The sequence below is a fragment of the Cupriavidus sp. 05N39 genome, from assembly GCF_056397325.1.
Genome location: NZ_JBFTNE010000027.1, coordinates 35,547 through 50,319 on the forward strand (window position 1 = coordinate 35,547; position 14,773 = coordinate 50,319).

The following is a 14,773-nucleotide window of genomic DNA, read 5'->3' on the forward strand; positions in this document are numbered from 1 at the left end:
GCGCCGTCGATGGCGCGTCGTGGCCGCTAGTGCACTGAGCGAGCGGCGTCGATGAGCTGCTGCAGGTCTGCCGGAACCGGCATGGGCTTGAAGCCGCTGACTTTGGCACCGCCGGTATTACCGATGGGCACCCAACCCGGCCAGGTTTTCAATGCCGCGGCAACGATTCGCCAGGTCTGGCCGAAAGCTTCGCCCGCAATGTTCTGGCGGAGCGCCCAGCGGAACATCGCACAGTGGGTGCGCACGTGTTCCACAGTGGATTCCTGCCCAAGGATGTGGGCGCGCTCGAGATGCGTGAACGCCAAGATTGACTCGCCCCGAGCTTCGTGCGCCGCTGCGGCATCGAGCTCGGCCTGGACGTGGGGGCGAATTTGAAAGGCGAAGGTAGAGCGGTACATCGTGGGTGTCCGGGATGGGCTGCTAATATGCGAGCCATTGTCGGGGCCGCGCACGGAATGAACTTGAACGAAACGGCTGAGTTGAGGGGGGGCGCATCGTGACAGCACTGCAGGGCGATTCCGCGCAACCGTCCATCGCGCACGGTCGTTTCTCGGCCGTCACATCCACGGGTCGCAGCTACTTATGGCAAGGCGGCATTCTCTGGATAGGCGAAGGTCAGGGCAGAACGCAATGGCATGGGCACCATGCCCATCAACTCGTCATCGCGTTGCGCGGTAGCTTCCGCTTTCGCACCACGGCTGATGGTGCCTGGACTGACTACGAGGCCGCCATCGTCCCCAGTGAATGCACGCACCAGTTCGAAGTTGTTGGCGCCGCTACCATGGCCCATCTCTTCGTGGAACCCGAAACCAGCGCCGGGCGCGCACTCACGGCACGCTTCGGTTCGAATGCCGTCGCTGAACTCCCGGCCGCAGGTGCCCGCGCGGCTGCCAGGTTGCTGTCCGAGGCTTTGCAGTCGAGCCAGTTGGCCAAAGACATGGTCGAGGCAGCAACGTTGGCCGTTGCAGAGTTGTGTGGGACCGCGACGAGGCCGGACAAGGACATGGACCCGCGCCTTAGCCGGGCCCTGGACTATATCCGGTCGAACATTCGAAATCCCCTCTCATTAAATGACGTGGCCTCGGTGGTCGCCCTGTCGGAGAGTCGTTTTCGGCATCTGTTCGTCGCCGGGACCGGGAGCTCGTTCAGAGCGTATCTCCTATGGCTGCGCATCAATCTGGCCGTCGAGGCGGTCATGTCGGGCGCATCCTGGACCGAAGCTGCGCATGAGGCAGGATTTGCGGACTCGGCTCACCTTACTCGCACGCACAAGCGCATGTTCGGCATCGAACCGACGGCACTGCGCCCTCAGGCGCCCGGTTGAGGTGCTGGAATGCCGATGCTTCAAAAGGTGCGCAGAACGCTTGGCCGGGGCTGAGTCCCACATCACCGACGGGAAAGCATGCTTGCTCGGCTGGACGGCCGGCAGGATCGATCTGGTGCCGGTGGTGGTTTGATGGCGTAGCGGGCGTGACTTTTTGTTGCGGCCGGGTTGGGCCGCATTGCCCCACGCTATACTTCGCTCGTCGCTGCAACCACAGCGGCCGGGTTTAGCAGCCCGGATGACAGAGGCGGACAGCCGCCACCAGGCGGCGTTTTTGCGTCCGTCGTGCCTCTGCACGTCCTTATGGGCGGGCCTAGGCGGGGGAGCCTTCGGGCTCGCCGGATCTCTGTCCCGGTCTGCTAACCTCGCCTTGCGCCCGCCCACCCCGATTAGCAGCAGGGAGCGGAGTCAAAATACGCTGACAGAGGAGGCACTCCCATGCCCCAGTCTTCGCTCGCCCGTTCCGGGCAAATCGCATCCCCCAAGCTCCCCCTAATCTGCCAGCGCCTGCGCGCATCCCGACGGAGGGCACTCGATGCATAACTACTACCCGCGCTACAACATCACCGCCCAACGCGCGGGCCGCGATACCTTCCTGACCGCGCATGCCCCATCCGAAAGCCCGCTAAGCCTCGCCGCCGAAAAGACCGCGCAGCTCAATGCGTTGTTGTCGGTTGCCATCGAGAACGCGGCGGGCGGCACCTTCTGCAACCTCACCGAAGAGACCCAGGGCCATCTGCTTTCGCTGGTGACCGTGCTTGCGCACGAAACGCTGGTGTTGAGCGAACTGGCCGCGTTGGATGAGCAGGAGGGCGAGAGCGACGATGGATGATGCCGGTGCGCTGCCGGTCTGTTGACGGGGACCGGCCGGAGCAGCAATCCGCTGGCATCTTGTCTTGATGTCCTGAACCTGAATTCAACGAATTTTGATTCAGGACACCCGGTGCCCTGCCGCGGCTTGAAGCATGCGGAATATTCCCAAATTCACTGCGAACCGGCTGAAAAGCGCTGCGCCATGCCGCTACGGGCCTGGCAAGAGCTAGAATCAGCCATCGGGCCGACCTTACCGCTGCCTTGCCGCGCCCCGCAGAATCGCACAGATCTCCGCGACAAGGGAGCCAATCCACACCTCGAATTCCGCATGCGTCTCACGTTCAAGTGCCTTTCCTGCCTGCTGGCCCTGACTTTCAGCGTACCCGTACCTGCCGCCGCCCCGGCAGTCCCGGCGACCGCAGCAGGTGCCAGGCTGTCTTCCGCCGCGCCGGTCGAAGTGGCCAGCGTGGAGGGCATTACCGAGTACCGGCTCCCCAACGGCCTGCGCATACTGCTGGCGCCCGACGCGGCGCAGCCAGTCACCACCGTGAACATGACTTACCTCGTCGGCAGCCGCCATGAGAACTATGGCGAGACCGGCATGGCGCACTTGCTCGAGCACCTGCTGTTCAAGGGCACGCCAGCGCTGCCGGGCAACACCATCGCGCAGGAACTCACGCGCCGCGGCATGCAGTTCAACGGCACGACTGCCTTCGACCGCACCAACTACTACGAGAGCTTCACCGCCAGCGATGAGAATCTCGACTGGGCGCTGAAGATGGAAGCGGACCGCATGGTCAACAGCTTCGTCGCCCGCGAGGCCCTCGACAGCGAGATGACGGTGGTGCGCAATGAGATGGAGCGCGCCGAGAACAACCCCGGCAGCGTGCTGATGCAGCAGATGCGCTCGGCCGCCTATCGCTGGCACAACTATGGCAAGGCGCCGATCGGCGCGCGCAGCGACGTGGAGCATGTCGCCATCGGCAACCTGCAGGACTTCTACCGCCGCTATTACCAGCCCGACAACGCGGTGCTGGTGGTGGCCGGCAAGTTCGACGTAGCCGCCACGCTGGCGCGCATCGGCACGCACTTCGGCGCGATCCCGCGCCCGGCGCGCACGCTGCCGGCGCAGTACACCGTGGAGCCGCCGCAGGAAGGCGCGCGCGAGATCACGCTGCGCCGCGTCGGTGACTCGCAAGTGGTGGCCGTGCAGTACCACATTGCCCCCGGCGCCCATCCGGATGCGGTGGCCATGCAGTTGCTGGCGGACATCCTCTCGGATGGCTCCGGCGGCCGCCTGTACAAGGCGCTGGTGGAAAGCGGCAAGGCCAGCTGGCAGTTCGGCTCGGTATCGTCAATGAAGGATCCCGGCTCGGTCCTGTTCGGCGCCGGGCTGAGCAAGTCGAAGGATCTCGAAGTGGCGCGGCAGACGCTGGTGGCGCAGGTCGAGGGCTTCGCCGAGCGGCCGGTCACCGAGGTGGAACTGGAGCGTGCCCGCACCCGCATGCTCAACGGCTACGAGCGCCTGCTGGAAAACCCCTCCGGCTATGCCGTGGCCCTGTCCGAGGCGATTGCCAAGGGCGACTGGCGCCTGCTGCTGATCGCGCGCCAGCAGGCCGAGCGCGTGACGCTGGCCGACCTGCAGCGGGTGGCGCAGAACTACCTGCGCGCCAGCAACCGCACGCTGGGACGCTTCGTGCCGCTCGACATGCCCGGGGACAAGCCAGCCGAGACGCCTGCGTCGGCCAGCGTGCCCGCCGCTCCGGATATCGCCGCGCTGGTGGCCGCCTACCAGGCCAAGCCAGCCAAGGCCGCGGTGCCGGCGTTCGACCCGAGCCCGGACAATATCGAGGCCCATACGCTGCGCGGCAAGCTGGCCAACGGCATGCAGTTCGCCTTGCTGCCCAAGCCCAGCCGCGGGCAGACCGTCAATGGCATGCTGATCCTGCGCATGGGCGACGTGAACAGCCTGCAGGGCCTGGACGCGGCCGGCAGCCTGACCGCCGCCATGCTGATGCGCGGCACCCTTCGCCTGGAACGGCAGCAGATCGCCGACCGGCTGAATGCGCTCAGGGCAGTGGTGTCGATCCAGGGCGACGCCGAATCGGTCAACGTTCGTTTCGAGGCGCGGCGGGAAACACTTGCCGAGACGCTGGCGCTGCTGCGCGAGATCTTGCGCGAACCCAGCCTGCCAGCCGCCGAGTTCGAGACGCTGCGTGCCAACGCCATTGCCGGCGTCGAAAGCGGGCTGAGCCAGCCCGAAACGGTTGCATCGAATGCGCTCGGCCGCCACAGCAATCCCTACGAGCTGGGGGACCCGCGTTATGTGCCCACGACGCAAGAGAATATTGCAGCACTCAGACAGCTGCGGCTGGCCGACTTGCGCTACTTTCACACGCGCTTCTATGGCGCCAGCCACGGACAGGCGGTGCTGGTCGGGGACTTCGACCGCGAGGCGGCTCAGGCGCAGCTGGCTACCCTGTTCGGCGACTGGGAGGCGCAGGCGCCCTATGCGCGTGTCGACCGCCCCTTCGTACCGCTCGCGCCCGCCCGCCTGACCCGGGAGACACCTGGTAAGGCCAATGCCATCTACCTGGCCGCCCTGCCGATCGAGCTGACCAGCAATTCCCCGGATTATCCGGCCCTGGTCATTGCCAATCGCGTGTTCGGCGGCAACGCGCTCAAGGGCCGGCTTGCGGATCGGCTACGCCAACGCGACGGCATCAGTTACAGTGTCGGCAGTTTCGTGCAAGTGGGCGCGCTCGACACCAACGGCAGGTTTGGCATGCAAGCGCTTTATGCGCCGCAGAACCTGGATAGACTCAAGCGCGGCGTCGAAGAGGAAATGTCCCGCCTTACGGATACCGGGATTACGCCGGAGGAGTTGGCGCAAGCCAGGAGCGGCCTGCTGCAGCTAGGCACGCTTTCCCGCACCAGCGATTCGGCACTGGCCGGCGCGCTGGCCAACCAGCTATTCCTGGGGCGCACGATGCGCTTTGTCACGGAATATGAGCAAGCTATCGCCACGGCGACCGTCGAACAGGTCAACGCGGTAATCCGCAGGTACCTGGACCCGGCGCGGGTGGTGCATGTCTATGCGGGCGATTTTTCTGTCACGGCAGCGCAAAATGCCGGAGCGACCATAAAGGCGGATAGTGCGGCCACCGAGACCACACCCGCCCCCTAAAAGGGCCAGACTGGAGGAAAATAGCGGTACCGCGGGGCGGCGGAAGACGCCGCCGGCGCGGTAGCCCAAGAGTAGTCCAAAGGGCCGGGGGGCAACCCCTTGCCGCAATGACGCGTTGACTGTATATTCGTACAGTATAAGACGATATAAGAGGTGTGGATGTCAATAGTGCGAGCTAGCAGCAAAGCAGAAGCGCTTCGGCTTCTCGCATCGAAAGATGTGCTGGCGCTTGAGCTGGACTATGAAACCGGATGGCAGGACGCCGTCGAACTCGGCCGGCTCGGAGAAAAGCGCGGCATCAAAGTGCAATACCGCGGACAGGAAAGCATTGCTGTCCATTCGCGCGAAGCCCTGATCGAGGGCCTGGCCAAAACCAAGACCACCTTCCGGCAGCGCAACCTGTATTGCCAGTTCGATCTCGGCACGCTGGCCGATCATGAACTGCTTGATCTCGAAGCCAAGGCGACCCGACTGGGCGACTACATCCTGGCAGGTCATCTGCTAAGGGATGTGGACGGAGTCTGGCCGCAAGAAGCACAAGAAACGCAAGAACCCACGCAATAAGGCGGCAAGTGGTAGCAAGAGGCGCTATCCACGTCGAAAACAGCCGTCCAGGCCAGGCGCCTCGCAACTGAAGCGGCTTAGCGGCGCTTGCCCAGCCGCGCGATGCGGCCAGCATCGTTTATGTGCGGCGATGCTCCCCGCGCACCGGACGCCTCCCGGTCCAATCCAGGCGATACGCCGTTCTTCACAGGCATCGCACCCCTCCCCCGRCTCCCTCCACGCTTGGCCCCAGGCCGGTTGCGGATCGGCCGTCACGGACTGGGTTGCTGCGCACTCGGGCCAGCGAAAGCTTCAACCGCCTGCACGCCAGGCAATTGGTGTAACTGCCCAGCGTGCGGCAGGTCTTTGACTTCCTGATGCTCAGGCAGGTGCTGTCCACCACGCAGTTCCCGGCCTGACGGCGGCCCGGCAGTTCGGCGCAAGCGCACTACACTGGAATCCTGCGTGCCGATCTCGCACCACGGCTCTTCACGTGGGGCGGCATGCCGAAAGGAAGAGACAAATCATGACTGACCTGTCCGCCCCCCTTCTCGACGCACCGCCGAGCGCCGAGGAAAAGCGCAAGCGCATTTACGCCATCGTCGCCGCCTCATCCGGCAATCTCGTCGAGTGGTTCGACTTCTACGTCTACGCGTTCTGCGCCATTTATTTCGCGGGATCCTTCTTCCCCAAATCCGACCCGACGGCGCAGCTGCTGAATACCGCGGGCGTGTTTGCCGCGGGTTTCCTGATGCGGCCGATCGGCGGGTGGCTTTTTGGCCGTATCGCGGACAGGCATGGCCGCAAGAACTCGCTGCTGATCTCGGTGACGATGATGTGCTGCGGCTCGCTGATGATCGCCAGCCTGCCCACCTACAACAGCATCGGAGCCTGGGCGCCCGCGCTCCTGCTGATGGCACGGCTGTTGCAGGGGCTCTCGGTGGGCGGCGAGTACGGGACCACCGCCACATATATGAGCGAGGTGGCGCTCAAGGGCCAGCGCGGTTTTTTCTCGTCGTTCCAGTACGTCACGCTGATCGGCGGCCAGTTGCTGGCGGTGCTCGTGGTGGTGGTGCTGCAGCAGTTTCTCGACGAGCAGGAACTCAAGGCCTGGGGCTGGCGCATTCCGTTCGTGATCGGCGCCGTCACGGCAGTGGTGGCGCTCTTCCTGCGCCGCACCCTGCACGAAACCACCTCTGCCGCCACCCGCGCGAGCAAGGAGGCCGGCACCCTGACCGAGCTGTTCCGCAATCACAAGGCGGCCTTCTTCACGGTGCTCGGCTACACCGCGGGCGGCTCGCTGATCTTCTACACGTTCACCACGTATATGCAGAAGTACCTGGTGAACAGCGCCGGCATGTCGATCAAGACCGCCAGCTACGTGATGACCGGCTGCCTGTTTTTCTACATGTGCATGCAGCCGTTGTTCGGCGCGCTCTCCGACCGCATCGGGCGGCGCAACAATATGCTGCTGTTCGGCGCGCTGGGAGCGCTGGCTACCGTACCGAYCCTCACGGCGCTGGGCGGCGTCCACAGTCCCTTCGTCGCCTTCGTGCTGATTTCCCTGGCGCTGGCCATCGTCAGCCTGTACACGTCCATCAGCGGCATCGTCAAGGCCGAGATGTTCCCGACGGAGATCCGGGCGCTGGGCGTGGGCCTGGCCTATGCCGTGGCGAACGCGGTCTTCGGCGGCTCCGCCGAATACGTCGCGCTGGACCTGAAATCCCTGGGCCACGAATCGAGCTTCTACTGGTACGTGACGGTGATGATGGTGATCGTGTTCATGGTCAGCTTCCGCCTGCCGCGGCAGGCCAAGTACCTGCATCACGAACACTGACGCCGGCGCCCGGCCGGGGGTGGCCTGGGTTAGCGGGGAAAGGCTGCGCACTGGTACGCGCCGGTCCGCGCAGCAAGATGCCTGGGGCCCACGGCCAGCTCGATGCTGGCGCCGTCGTCGAGCCGCAACGTCTGTGGCGCCGCGCGCAAGCCCTTCGCGCCGTCGAGGCCCTCGCCCCACAGCCCGAATGCCGTCTCGCTGGCCCAGGTGCCGAGCGTGATACCGTCGCGCCGCAAGGTCAGCCGGGCCCTGCGGGAGGTATAGGACAACCAGCGCCGCGCCACATGATGCACCGGCAGGCAGAGACGTTCGGCCAGCCCGGCCAGCACATCCAGGTCCACCGCGCCGGGCAATGCCAGGCGGAAGGCATTGAGCGGCATCAGCAACCGGCTCGCAAAGGCGTAGGCCAGGCCGCCAGCGGAGTCATCTTCCGGCATGACCATCACGTCGGCGTTCGCGCACTCCACGTAGTCCATCTCGCTGCCGCCAAGAAGCTGGCGGCCCAGCAGGTAAGCGATCATGAAACGCACATCCGACGCTGCCAGGCGATCGCTGTGGAGGATGGTCCACGCGCCGGTGCCGGTGCGGTAGAGCGCGCCGTCGAAGCTTTGCAGGCGAGCCGGCTGGACCGAGGTCACCGGATCGGCACGGCCCAGCGCGCCGGCCGCGTCCAGCGCCAGGCGGATACAGTCCAGCGGCGCGCCTGACCCACGCGCGGCGCCGGCCATCAGGGCTTCGATAATCGGGTAGCACGGTGCGCCATCGGTCCACGTGCCGTTGCCGGACGAGTGCGGCCGGCGCAGGTGGTCAGTACTGGGAACGGGAAAATTGAAAGCGGCAATTGCCATCGGGGCGGCCTCCGTTGAATACAACAGGACATCGCGTGCGCGCTTCGGTTAGCCCGCGGGCGCAGCGCCATCGCGGCACGAACACTGCCCGGACCCGGCGCGGACACCGGCCGGCGCGCCGCGGGCCGGGGGTCCGCACGCTAACGGCAAGGCTGGCCTTGCGCCCGCCTCGCTTCGCGTCTTCCGGTCAGTCGCGCAGCAGCTGCTTGGCGATGATCAGTTGCTGGATCTGCGTGGTGCCCTCGTAGAGGCGCRGCAGGCGCACATCGCGATAGAAGCGCTCGGCCTTGTACTCGGCGATATAGCCCGCGCCGCCATGGATCTGCACGGCGCGGTCGGCCACGCGGCCCACCATCTCGGTACAGAACATCTTGGTGCAGGAGGCCAGCATGCTGACTTCCGGATCGCTCTTGCCAGGCGTCTTGGCATCGTAGCGCTGGGCGCAGTCGCGCACCATCGACAAGCCGGCATACAGCTCGGTCTGGCTATCGGCCAGCATGGCCTGGATCAGCTGGAAATCGCCGATCGGCTGACCGAACTGCTTGCGCTCCTTGGCATAGGCCACGGCATCGGTAATCAGGCGGTGCGCCATGCCGCAGGCCAGCGCGGAGATATGCAGGCGGCCCCGGTCGAGCACCTTCATGGCGGTCTTGAAGCCCACGCCGGGCACGCCGCCGATGATGTTGGCGGCAGGCACGCGCACGTTTTCCAGCACCACGTCGCAGGTCTTGGTGCCTCGCTGGCCCATCTTCTTGTCCGGCTTGCCAAGCGAGATGCCCGGCGTATTCGCCGGCACGATGAACGAGGAAATGCCCGATGCCCCGGCGCCGCCGGTGCGTGCCATCAGCGTAAAGGCGCCGGCACGCGGGGCGTTGGTGATGAAGCGCTTGGTGCCGTTGATGATGTAGTGATCGCCGTCGAGCTCTGCCTTGGTCTGCAGCGAAGCCGCGTCGGAACCCGCGTTCGGCTCCGTCAGCGCGAACGAGATGACCAGCTCGCCGCTGGCGATCTTGGGCAGATATTCCTGCTTCTGCGCTTCGGTGCCGTCCATCAGGATGCCCTGCGAGCCGATGCCCACATTGGTGCCGAATACCGAGCGGAAAGCGAAAGCGGTATGACCGAGGTCATACACCACGTCGCATTCCTGCGCCATCGACAAACCGATGCCGCCGTAGTTTTCCGGAATGGAGATCCCGAACAGGCCCATCTCCTTCATGTCGGCAACGATATCGGCTGGTACGTCGTCGGTTTCCTCGAGCGTGTCTTCCGCCGGCTTCAGGCGTTCGTCGATGAAACGCTGCACCGACGCGCGCAGCAGCGAAAAGGATTCTGCATCCAGGCTCATGGGGGTCTCCGGTCAAAGCAAACAACGATGTGGCCCACATGGTACGCCGTCACCTGGCTTTGACAATCCCCCCGGTCTTGAACAGAATGGATAACAAATTTTGACAACGGTGGAATATGGCCAAAACGGCGCATTCCTCGCCGCATGGCCGATCCGACTGGTCAGCGCGCTCCCGCTTCGACGGCGAGGTCGGCCAGTTCCTTGGCCCGGTCCGCCGTCATCTGCATCACACAGGCGGACGCATTGACGCCAGCAAGCGTGCCGCCGTCGGGATCGGCCTGGAAATCGCAGTTGGCATCCCTGAACTTCAGCCATGCACGCTGCGCATCAAGCAGCCTGGGCTTCCTGGCGGGCGAAATCGCCTGCTGCAGACGCTTATAAATGGTATTCAGGGTCTTGTCCTGCCGTGCGGTCTCCGCCGCAATGCACTCGTGCATGCCGGCAGTAGTGACATCCGGGCGCTCCATGCAGGCCCCGTACTGTTTCGACAACAGTTTTTCGTCAGCATGCGCGGCAAAGGACGCGGCAAGCAGCAACGCTGAAAGCAGCGCTTTTTTCATATCGAATCTTGGGGGAATTGTTTCCTGGACGCCAATGGCCGCGCACAAGGCGCGGCCATTGGCTTGCCACCATGCCCGGCAAGCGGACAAATGTGGGCAAGCGAGCGCCGGCTGGAGCCAGCGCTTTCAGTCTGCTATTGCGTGATCAGGCTTCTGCGATCAGGAAGCGGGCACGGTTCTTACCCAGCCAGGCCGGTGCGCGGCCACGGCCGGTCCAGGTGGCGCCTGTCTTGGGATCGCGATACTTGGGAGGCAGGCTGGACTTGGGCTTGGCCGCGGCGCCGTTCGCGCTGGCTGCCGGGCGGCCCCGGCGGCGCTTCGGGGCGATATCGTCAGCCGTCAGTTCGTATTCCGCCATGAGCCCCTGGATCTGGGCAATAACGCCCGCCACTTCACTAGCACGCATCTCCGCCAGCTTGGCTTCGAGCGCTTCCTTTTCTGCGATCAGTTGCTTGTAAGTCGCCATTTTGATTCTCCTGGAGCGGTGTTAATTCAATGATAGGGGAAATTTTGCTGGCACAGCCTACCACGTTTGATTAAAGAAAATCCAATCGCGTAAGAAGATGATACATCCGCCCCGAATTGTAGCGAATTGAAAAGCCCGGCGGACACCCACATTGCACCCAGGATCGGCAGCCGGAATGCCCCGTCGAAGCAGACGAATACCTGTGCGCATTGCCGGATTCAAGTAATAGCTTGCGCGGCAAAGGCGGCTCAACAATTTGCTCCCGCACGCTGCTAACGGCATTGACGTGCGCCACGGCGCCGCAATCACCCGCCGGCACTAAGATGCAATAAGACAACTCTGTCCGAAAGGTCTTTGAAAGGACGGTCTTGCAAGTCGTTGGCAAACGCGATGCCCGACTAATCCGAGCGATGTGCGGACATTGTGCAGGCCATGCCAATGTGATAAGGAAGGCTGAACCGGCGAGCACGGGTTTCCGGAAATTGCCAGGCAAAGGCATAGGGTTCGGCCACGATGCTAAGCAGTATCCACTTTCCCATCCAATTCGGGCCGTGCCTCGCCGTCAATCCCACCCTGGAACCGCGCGGAAAGCTGGCGATCGATGATCGTCAAAGCAAGAAATGCCGGGCAATCCGCGCGCCAGAAACACTAGCAAATCGGCGCTGCCGAAGCCTCGCTTATGCATCTGTGGCGACTTTTTTTACCCGGCATTTGCCCAATTCCGGGTTGATTGCGTTTTAGCCTGGAACGCCTGCGGCGTTTGATAGGCAGCGTTCCGGCTTATGGATTCTGGCGCCCGCGCCTTTCCAAAAAGCAGCGCGCGTGCCACGAGATCTGGCTGGCCAGAAATCTTTCAGTTCCATGCCAACCGGACTGGTGGTACCTTGCAAAACGCGCCGCCCCCTTGGGGCATTGGCACAGCCAATTTGGGGAAAACACCATGTCGCATTGCCTGGAGGAAATCCATGAGGCGCAGGTAGTGGCCGCCGGGAAAGCGCAAGGACGCTGGCTCCGCCGCTTCGGCCTGTTTGCCGGCAGCGCAATGGCAGCCGCCCTGCTGACGGCCTGCGCCAGCCTGCCCGAGCCGGCCAGCCGGACGCCATCGCGAGCCCTTGCCGACACCGCCGGCACGCGCCTGGGCAGGGCGCTCGCCCCCGGCCAGGCGCAGCACCCTGGCCAATCGGTCTTCTACCCGCTTTCGTCCGGGCCGGATGCGCTGGTGGCACGCCTGGCGCTGGCGCGCGGCGCCGAGCGCAGCCTGGACCTGCAGTACTACATCTTCGACGGCGACCTCACCGGCAAGACCTTGCTGGCGGCGGTGGTTGCCGCGGCCGACCGCGGCGTGCGGGTGCGCCTGCTGCTCGACGACCTGCACCTGAGCGGGCAGGACCGCGAGTTGGCGGCAATCGACGCCCATCCGAATATCGAGGTGCGGCTGTTCAATCCCTTCGCCAACCGCAGCGCGCGCTGGCTGGAGTTCGCCACTGATTTCCGGCGTCTGGACCGGCGCATGCACAACAAATCAATGACCGCCGATAACCAGCTGACGGTGGTGGGCGGGCGCAATATCGGCGACCCCTATTTCTCCGCCAGTACGGCAACGGACTTTAGCGACTTCGATGTGCTCGCCGGCGGCCCGGTGGTGCCGCAGGTATCGGCCGTGTTCGATGACTATTGGAATGGCGCGGCGAGCTATCCCGTGGCCAGCCTGATGCCGGCCCCTGCCGATGCGCAAGCCGAGGTGCAGGYCCTGCGCACATACCTGGACGAACATGCGGCCGAGGCCAGGGGCGGCGATTATGCGCGGGAATTGCTCGATTCCGGCATGGCGCAGGCGCTGGAAGGCGGCAAGTTGCCCGCTTACTGGGGGCAGGGCTCCGTGATTGCGGACCAGGCTGTCAAGGTCACGCTTCCGCCCGAAGACAACAGCAGCCACGCCATCCCCAAGCTGGTGCACCTGTTGGATAGCGCCCGGCGGGAGCTGTCACTGGTTTCGCCGTATTTCGTGCCGAACGCATCAGCGGTCGATTGGCTTGCCGGCATGGCGCGCCGCGGGGTGCGCGTCAGTATCCTGACCAACTCCTTCGCGGCCACCGACGTGAGCGCCGTGCACGCCGGCTATGCGCCCACGCGCAAGGCGCTGCTGGCGGCAGGCATCCAGCTTTACGAGCTCAAACCGTCGGCCTATGCGGAGATGGCGCACGAAGGGCACCGCAGCCTGATCAGCAAGAGCCGTGCAAGCCTGCACGCCAAAAGCTATATGGTCGACCGCCGCTTGCTGTTCGTCGGCTCGCTCAACCTGGACCCGCGCTCGGCCCGGCTCAATACCGAGATGGGCGTGGTGGTCGACAACGCGACGCTGTGCACGCAGCTTGGCGCGGCGCTGGACGAAAAGCTGCTTGATGTGGCCTACAAGGTAATGCTGGAACCAGACCCCGCCGGCGGGGAGCCGAAGCTGGTCTGGGTAACGCGCGACAACGGGCTACTGCGGACCTACGACAGTGAACCCGACATGAGTGTCTTCCAGCATTTCGGCCAGGGCCTGCTGCGGCTGCTGCCGCTGCAGGAAGAGTTGTAGCCAGCRTTGTCCTTGGTCCTTGGCTTGCCGGTGACGGCTTGAATCACTGCCCATGGCATTGCTTTAAAGCACGGTCGCGTATTCCAGCGTCTTGGGCGTGGAGGTCAGCGTGCGCGGCGTCTGCCCGACCACGACCGTGTCGTCCAGCCTGAATCCACCAATGCCATAGGCATAGATGCCCGGCTCAGCCGAATACACTTCGTCATCGAGCAGAGGCCGGTGGCAGAAGGCCATATCCTCCGGATACTCGTGATGGATGATGCCGATCGCATGGCCGGTGCGATGGCGAATATAGTCGCCAAAGCCCGCCTGCTCGATCTGTGCCTGTGCGGCGGCATCGATGGCACTCACCGGGTTGCCGGTGCGGGCCGCGGCAATGGCGGCTTCGTTGGCGTTCCGGGCCGCGGTCCATAGCCTGACCTGCTCGTCGCCCGGCCGGCCGCAGAACCATGTCCGCTCGTTTTCGATGGCCAGGCCGTTGAGGCGCGGTATCACGATATTGACCAGCACGTCGCCCTCCTTGATGCGCGCGCCGCAGGAGGCCCCGTCGCCATGGGGCGAAGCCGATGCCGGACCGCTCAGGGTCCAGCAGCGGATCACCTCGAAATGCTCGCCGGGAAAGCGCTCAGCCGCCTCCTGCACGAACAGCGAGGCCATGGCGAAATCCAGTTCCTGCACCAGCCTGCCGGGGCGGATATTTTCCCGGTAGCGATCCTGGACCCAGTCGGAAATCGATCCGATGGCCGCCATCACCGCGAGTTCCTCCGCATGCTTTTGCCAGCGCAGGCTGCGGCATTCCGCCGTGGCGGGCTGCAGCGTCAGCTCGGGCAGCAGCCGGGCAGCGGCGGCCAGCGCGGCACTGCCGCCTTCGACAGCAATGCGCGAGCGCGCCAGGCCAGCCCCTTTAAGGCGCTCGGCGAGCAATTCCGGCACTTGCCCGAGCAAGGGCAGGCGGTGGCTCAGCCTGGGATGCTCGGCGTAATAGCTGATATCGGTAATCCAGACTTTCTCCCGCTCCTGGGAGAACCGCATATGGTTGGTGGACAACTCGTTCATCACCAGGAACGGCGTGCCATTGCGTGGCACCACGGCAAAGACCGGCCGCTCCCAGGGCAATACATCGGTGTGGAAATTGGTCGCGAACTGAAAGAAGTCGCTGCTGGTGAAGATGATCGCATCGGCATGGATGTCGTCCATCAAGGCGAGCATCTTGCGATAGCGGCTGTCCCAGACGGCTTTGGTAAGTATTGGCACGGCAGTATTTCCTTTGGC

Annotated in this window: 12 protein-coding genes; 6 read left to right on the plus strand and 6 right to left on the minus strand. The window is 64.4% G+C overall.

What is annotated here, in order from left to right:
* Nucleotides 1-26: 26 nt before the first annotated feature.
* The gene (locus AC1DN0_RS15160) at nt 27-398 is read right to left on the minus strand and encodes a DUF3703 domain-containing protein (protein WP_441631382.1); all 372 of its coding nucleotides are present in this window, start codon (nt 396-398) and stop codon (nt 27-29) included.
* 98 nt (nt 399-496) lie between these two features.
* Between AC1DN0_RS15160 and AC1DN0_RS15165 the strand changes: the two genes are divergently transcribed.
* The 5 genes from AC1DN0_RS15165 (at nt 497) to AC1DN0_RS15185 (ending at nt 7,704) form a co-directional block, all read left to right on the plus strand.
* Nucleotides 497-1,324 (plus strand): helix-turn-helix domain-containing protein, encoded by an 828-nt coding sequence (locus AC1DN0_RS15165; protein WP_441631384.1) that lies wholly within the window; start codon nt 497-499, stop codon nt 1,322-1,324.
* 535 nt (nt 1,325-1,859) lie between these two features.
* Nucleotides 1,860-2,156: a hypothetical protein gene (locus tag AC1DN0_RS15170; protein WP_441631386.1), complete on the plus strand. Its 297-nt coding sequence runs from the start codon at nt 1,860-1,862 to the stop codon at nt 2,154-2,156.
* A 309-nt stretch (nt 2,157-2,465) separates the two neighbouring features.
* Nucleotides 2,466-5,324: a M16 family metallopeptidase gene (locus AC1DN0_RS15175; protein ID WP_441631388.1), complete on the plus strand. Its 2,859-nt coding sequence runs from the start codon at nt 2,466-2,468 to the stop codon at nt 5,322-5,324.
* Nucleotides 5,325-5,483: 159 nt separating this feature from the next.
* Nucleotides 5,484-5,888 carry a hypothetical protein gene (locus AC1DN0_RS15180; protein ID WP_035874511.1) on the plus strand — a complete coding sequence of 135 codons (405 nt, stop codon included), beginning with the start codon at nt 5,484-5,486 and terminating at the stop codon, nt 5,886-5,888.
* Nucleotides 5,889-6,393: 505 nt separating this feature from the next.
* Nucleotides 6,394-7,704 (plus strand): MFS family transporter, encoded by a 1,311-nt coding sequence (locus AC1DN0_RS15185; protein ID WP_477145823.1) that lies wholly within the window; start codon nt 6,394-6,396, stop codon nt 7,702-7,704.
* 29 nt (nt 7,705-7,733) lie between these two features.
* Here the strand turns inward: AC1DN0_RS15185 and AC1DN0_RS15190 are convergent, their stop codons facing one another.
* From AC1DN0_RS15190 to AC1DN0_RS15205, 4 genes are all read right to left on the minus strand, one after another.
* Entirely contained in the window at nt 7,734-8,552 is an 819-nt protein-coding gene (locus tag AC1DN0_RS15190; RefSeq protein WP_441631391.1) for a M78 family metallopeptidase domain-containing protein, read from the minus strand.
* A 187-nt stretch (nt 8,553-8,739) separates the two neighbouring features.
* Nucleotides 8,740-9,897: an acyl-CoA dehydrogenase family protein gene (locus tag AC1DN0_RS15195; RefSeq protein WP_477145824.1), complete on the minus strand. Its 1,158-nt coding sequence runs from the start codon at nt 9,895-9,897 to the stop codon at nt 8,740-8,742.
* A gap of 161 nt (nt 9,898-10,058) precedes the next feature.
* Nucleotides 10,059-10,457: a lysozyme inhibitor LprI family protein gene (locus tag AC1DN0_RS15200; protein ID WP_441631395.1), complete on the minus strand. Its 399-nt coding sequence runs from the start codon at nt 10,455-10,457 to the stop codon at nt 10,059-10,061.
* 145 nt (nt 10,458-10,602) lie between these two features.
* Entirely contained in the window at nt 10,603-10,923 is a 321-nt protein-coding gene (locus AC1DN0_RS15205) for an H-NS histone family protein (protein ID WP_035874525.1), read from the minus strand.
* Between the two features lie 940 nt (nt 10,924-11,863).
* Between AC1DN0_RS15205 and AC1DN0_RS15210 the strand changes: the two genes are divergently transcribed.
* Nucleotides 11,864-13,501, plus strand: coding sequence for a phospholipase D family protein (locus tag AC1DN0_RS15210; RefSeq protein ID WP_477145825.1), 1,638 nt, complete (start codon nt 11,864-11,866; stop codon nt 13,499-13,501).
* A gap of 63 nt (nt 13,502-13,564) precedes the next feature.
* Here the strand turns inward: AC1DN0_RS15210 and AC1DN0_RS15215 are convergent, their stop codons facing one another.
* Nucleotides 13,565-14,755 carry a M24 family metallopeptidase gene (locus tag AC1DN0_RS15215; protein ID WP_441631400.1) on the minus strand — a complete coding sequence of 397 codons (1,191 nt, stop codon included), beginning with the start codon at nt 14,753-14,755 and terminating at the stop codon, nt 13,565-13,567.
* Nucleotides 14,756-14,773: the final 18 nt, after the last annotated feature.

Coding starts and splice junctions, on each gene's coding strand:
- AC1DN0_RS15175 (WP_441631388.1), top strand. CDS start 2,466: ATGCGTCTCACGTTCAAGTGCCTTTCCTGCCTGCTGGCCCTGACTTTC.
- AC1DN0_RS15160 (WP_441631382.1), bottom strand. CDS start 398: ATGTACCGCTCTACCTTCGCCTTTCAAATTCGCCCCCACGTCCAGGCC.
- AC1DN0_RS15180 (WP_035874511.1), top strand. CDS start 5,484: ATGTCAATAGTGCGAGCTAGCAGCAAAGCAGAAGCGCTTCGGCTTCTC.
- AC1DN0_RS15170 (WP_441631386.1), top strand. CDS start 1,860: ATGCATAACTACTACCCGCGCTACAACATCACCGCCCAACGCGCGGGC.
- AC1DN0_RS15205 (WP_035874525.1), bottom strand. CDS start 10,923: ATGGCGACTTACAAGCAACTGATCGCAGAAAAGGAAGCGCTCGAAGCC.
- AC1DN0_RS15200 (WP_441631395.1), bottom strand. CDS start 10,457: ATGAAAAAAGCGCTGCTTTCAGCGTTGCTGCTTGCCGCGTCCTTTGCC.
- AC1DN0_RS15190 (WP_441631391.1), bottom strand. CDS start 8,552: ATGGCAATTGCCGCTTTCAATTTTCCCGTTCCCAGTACTGACCACCTG.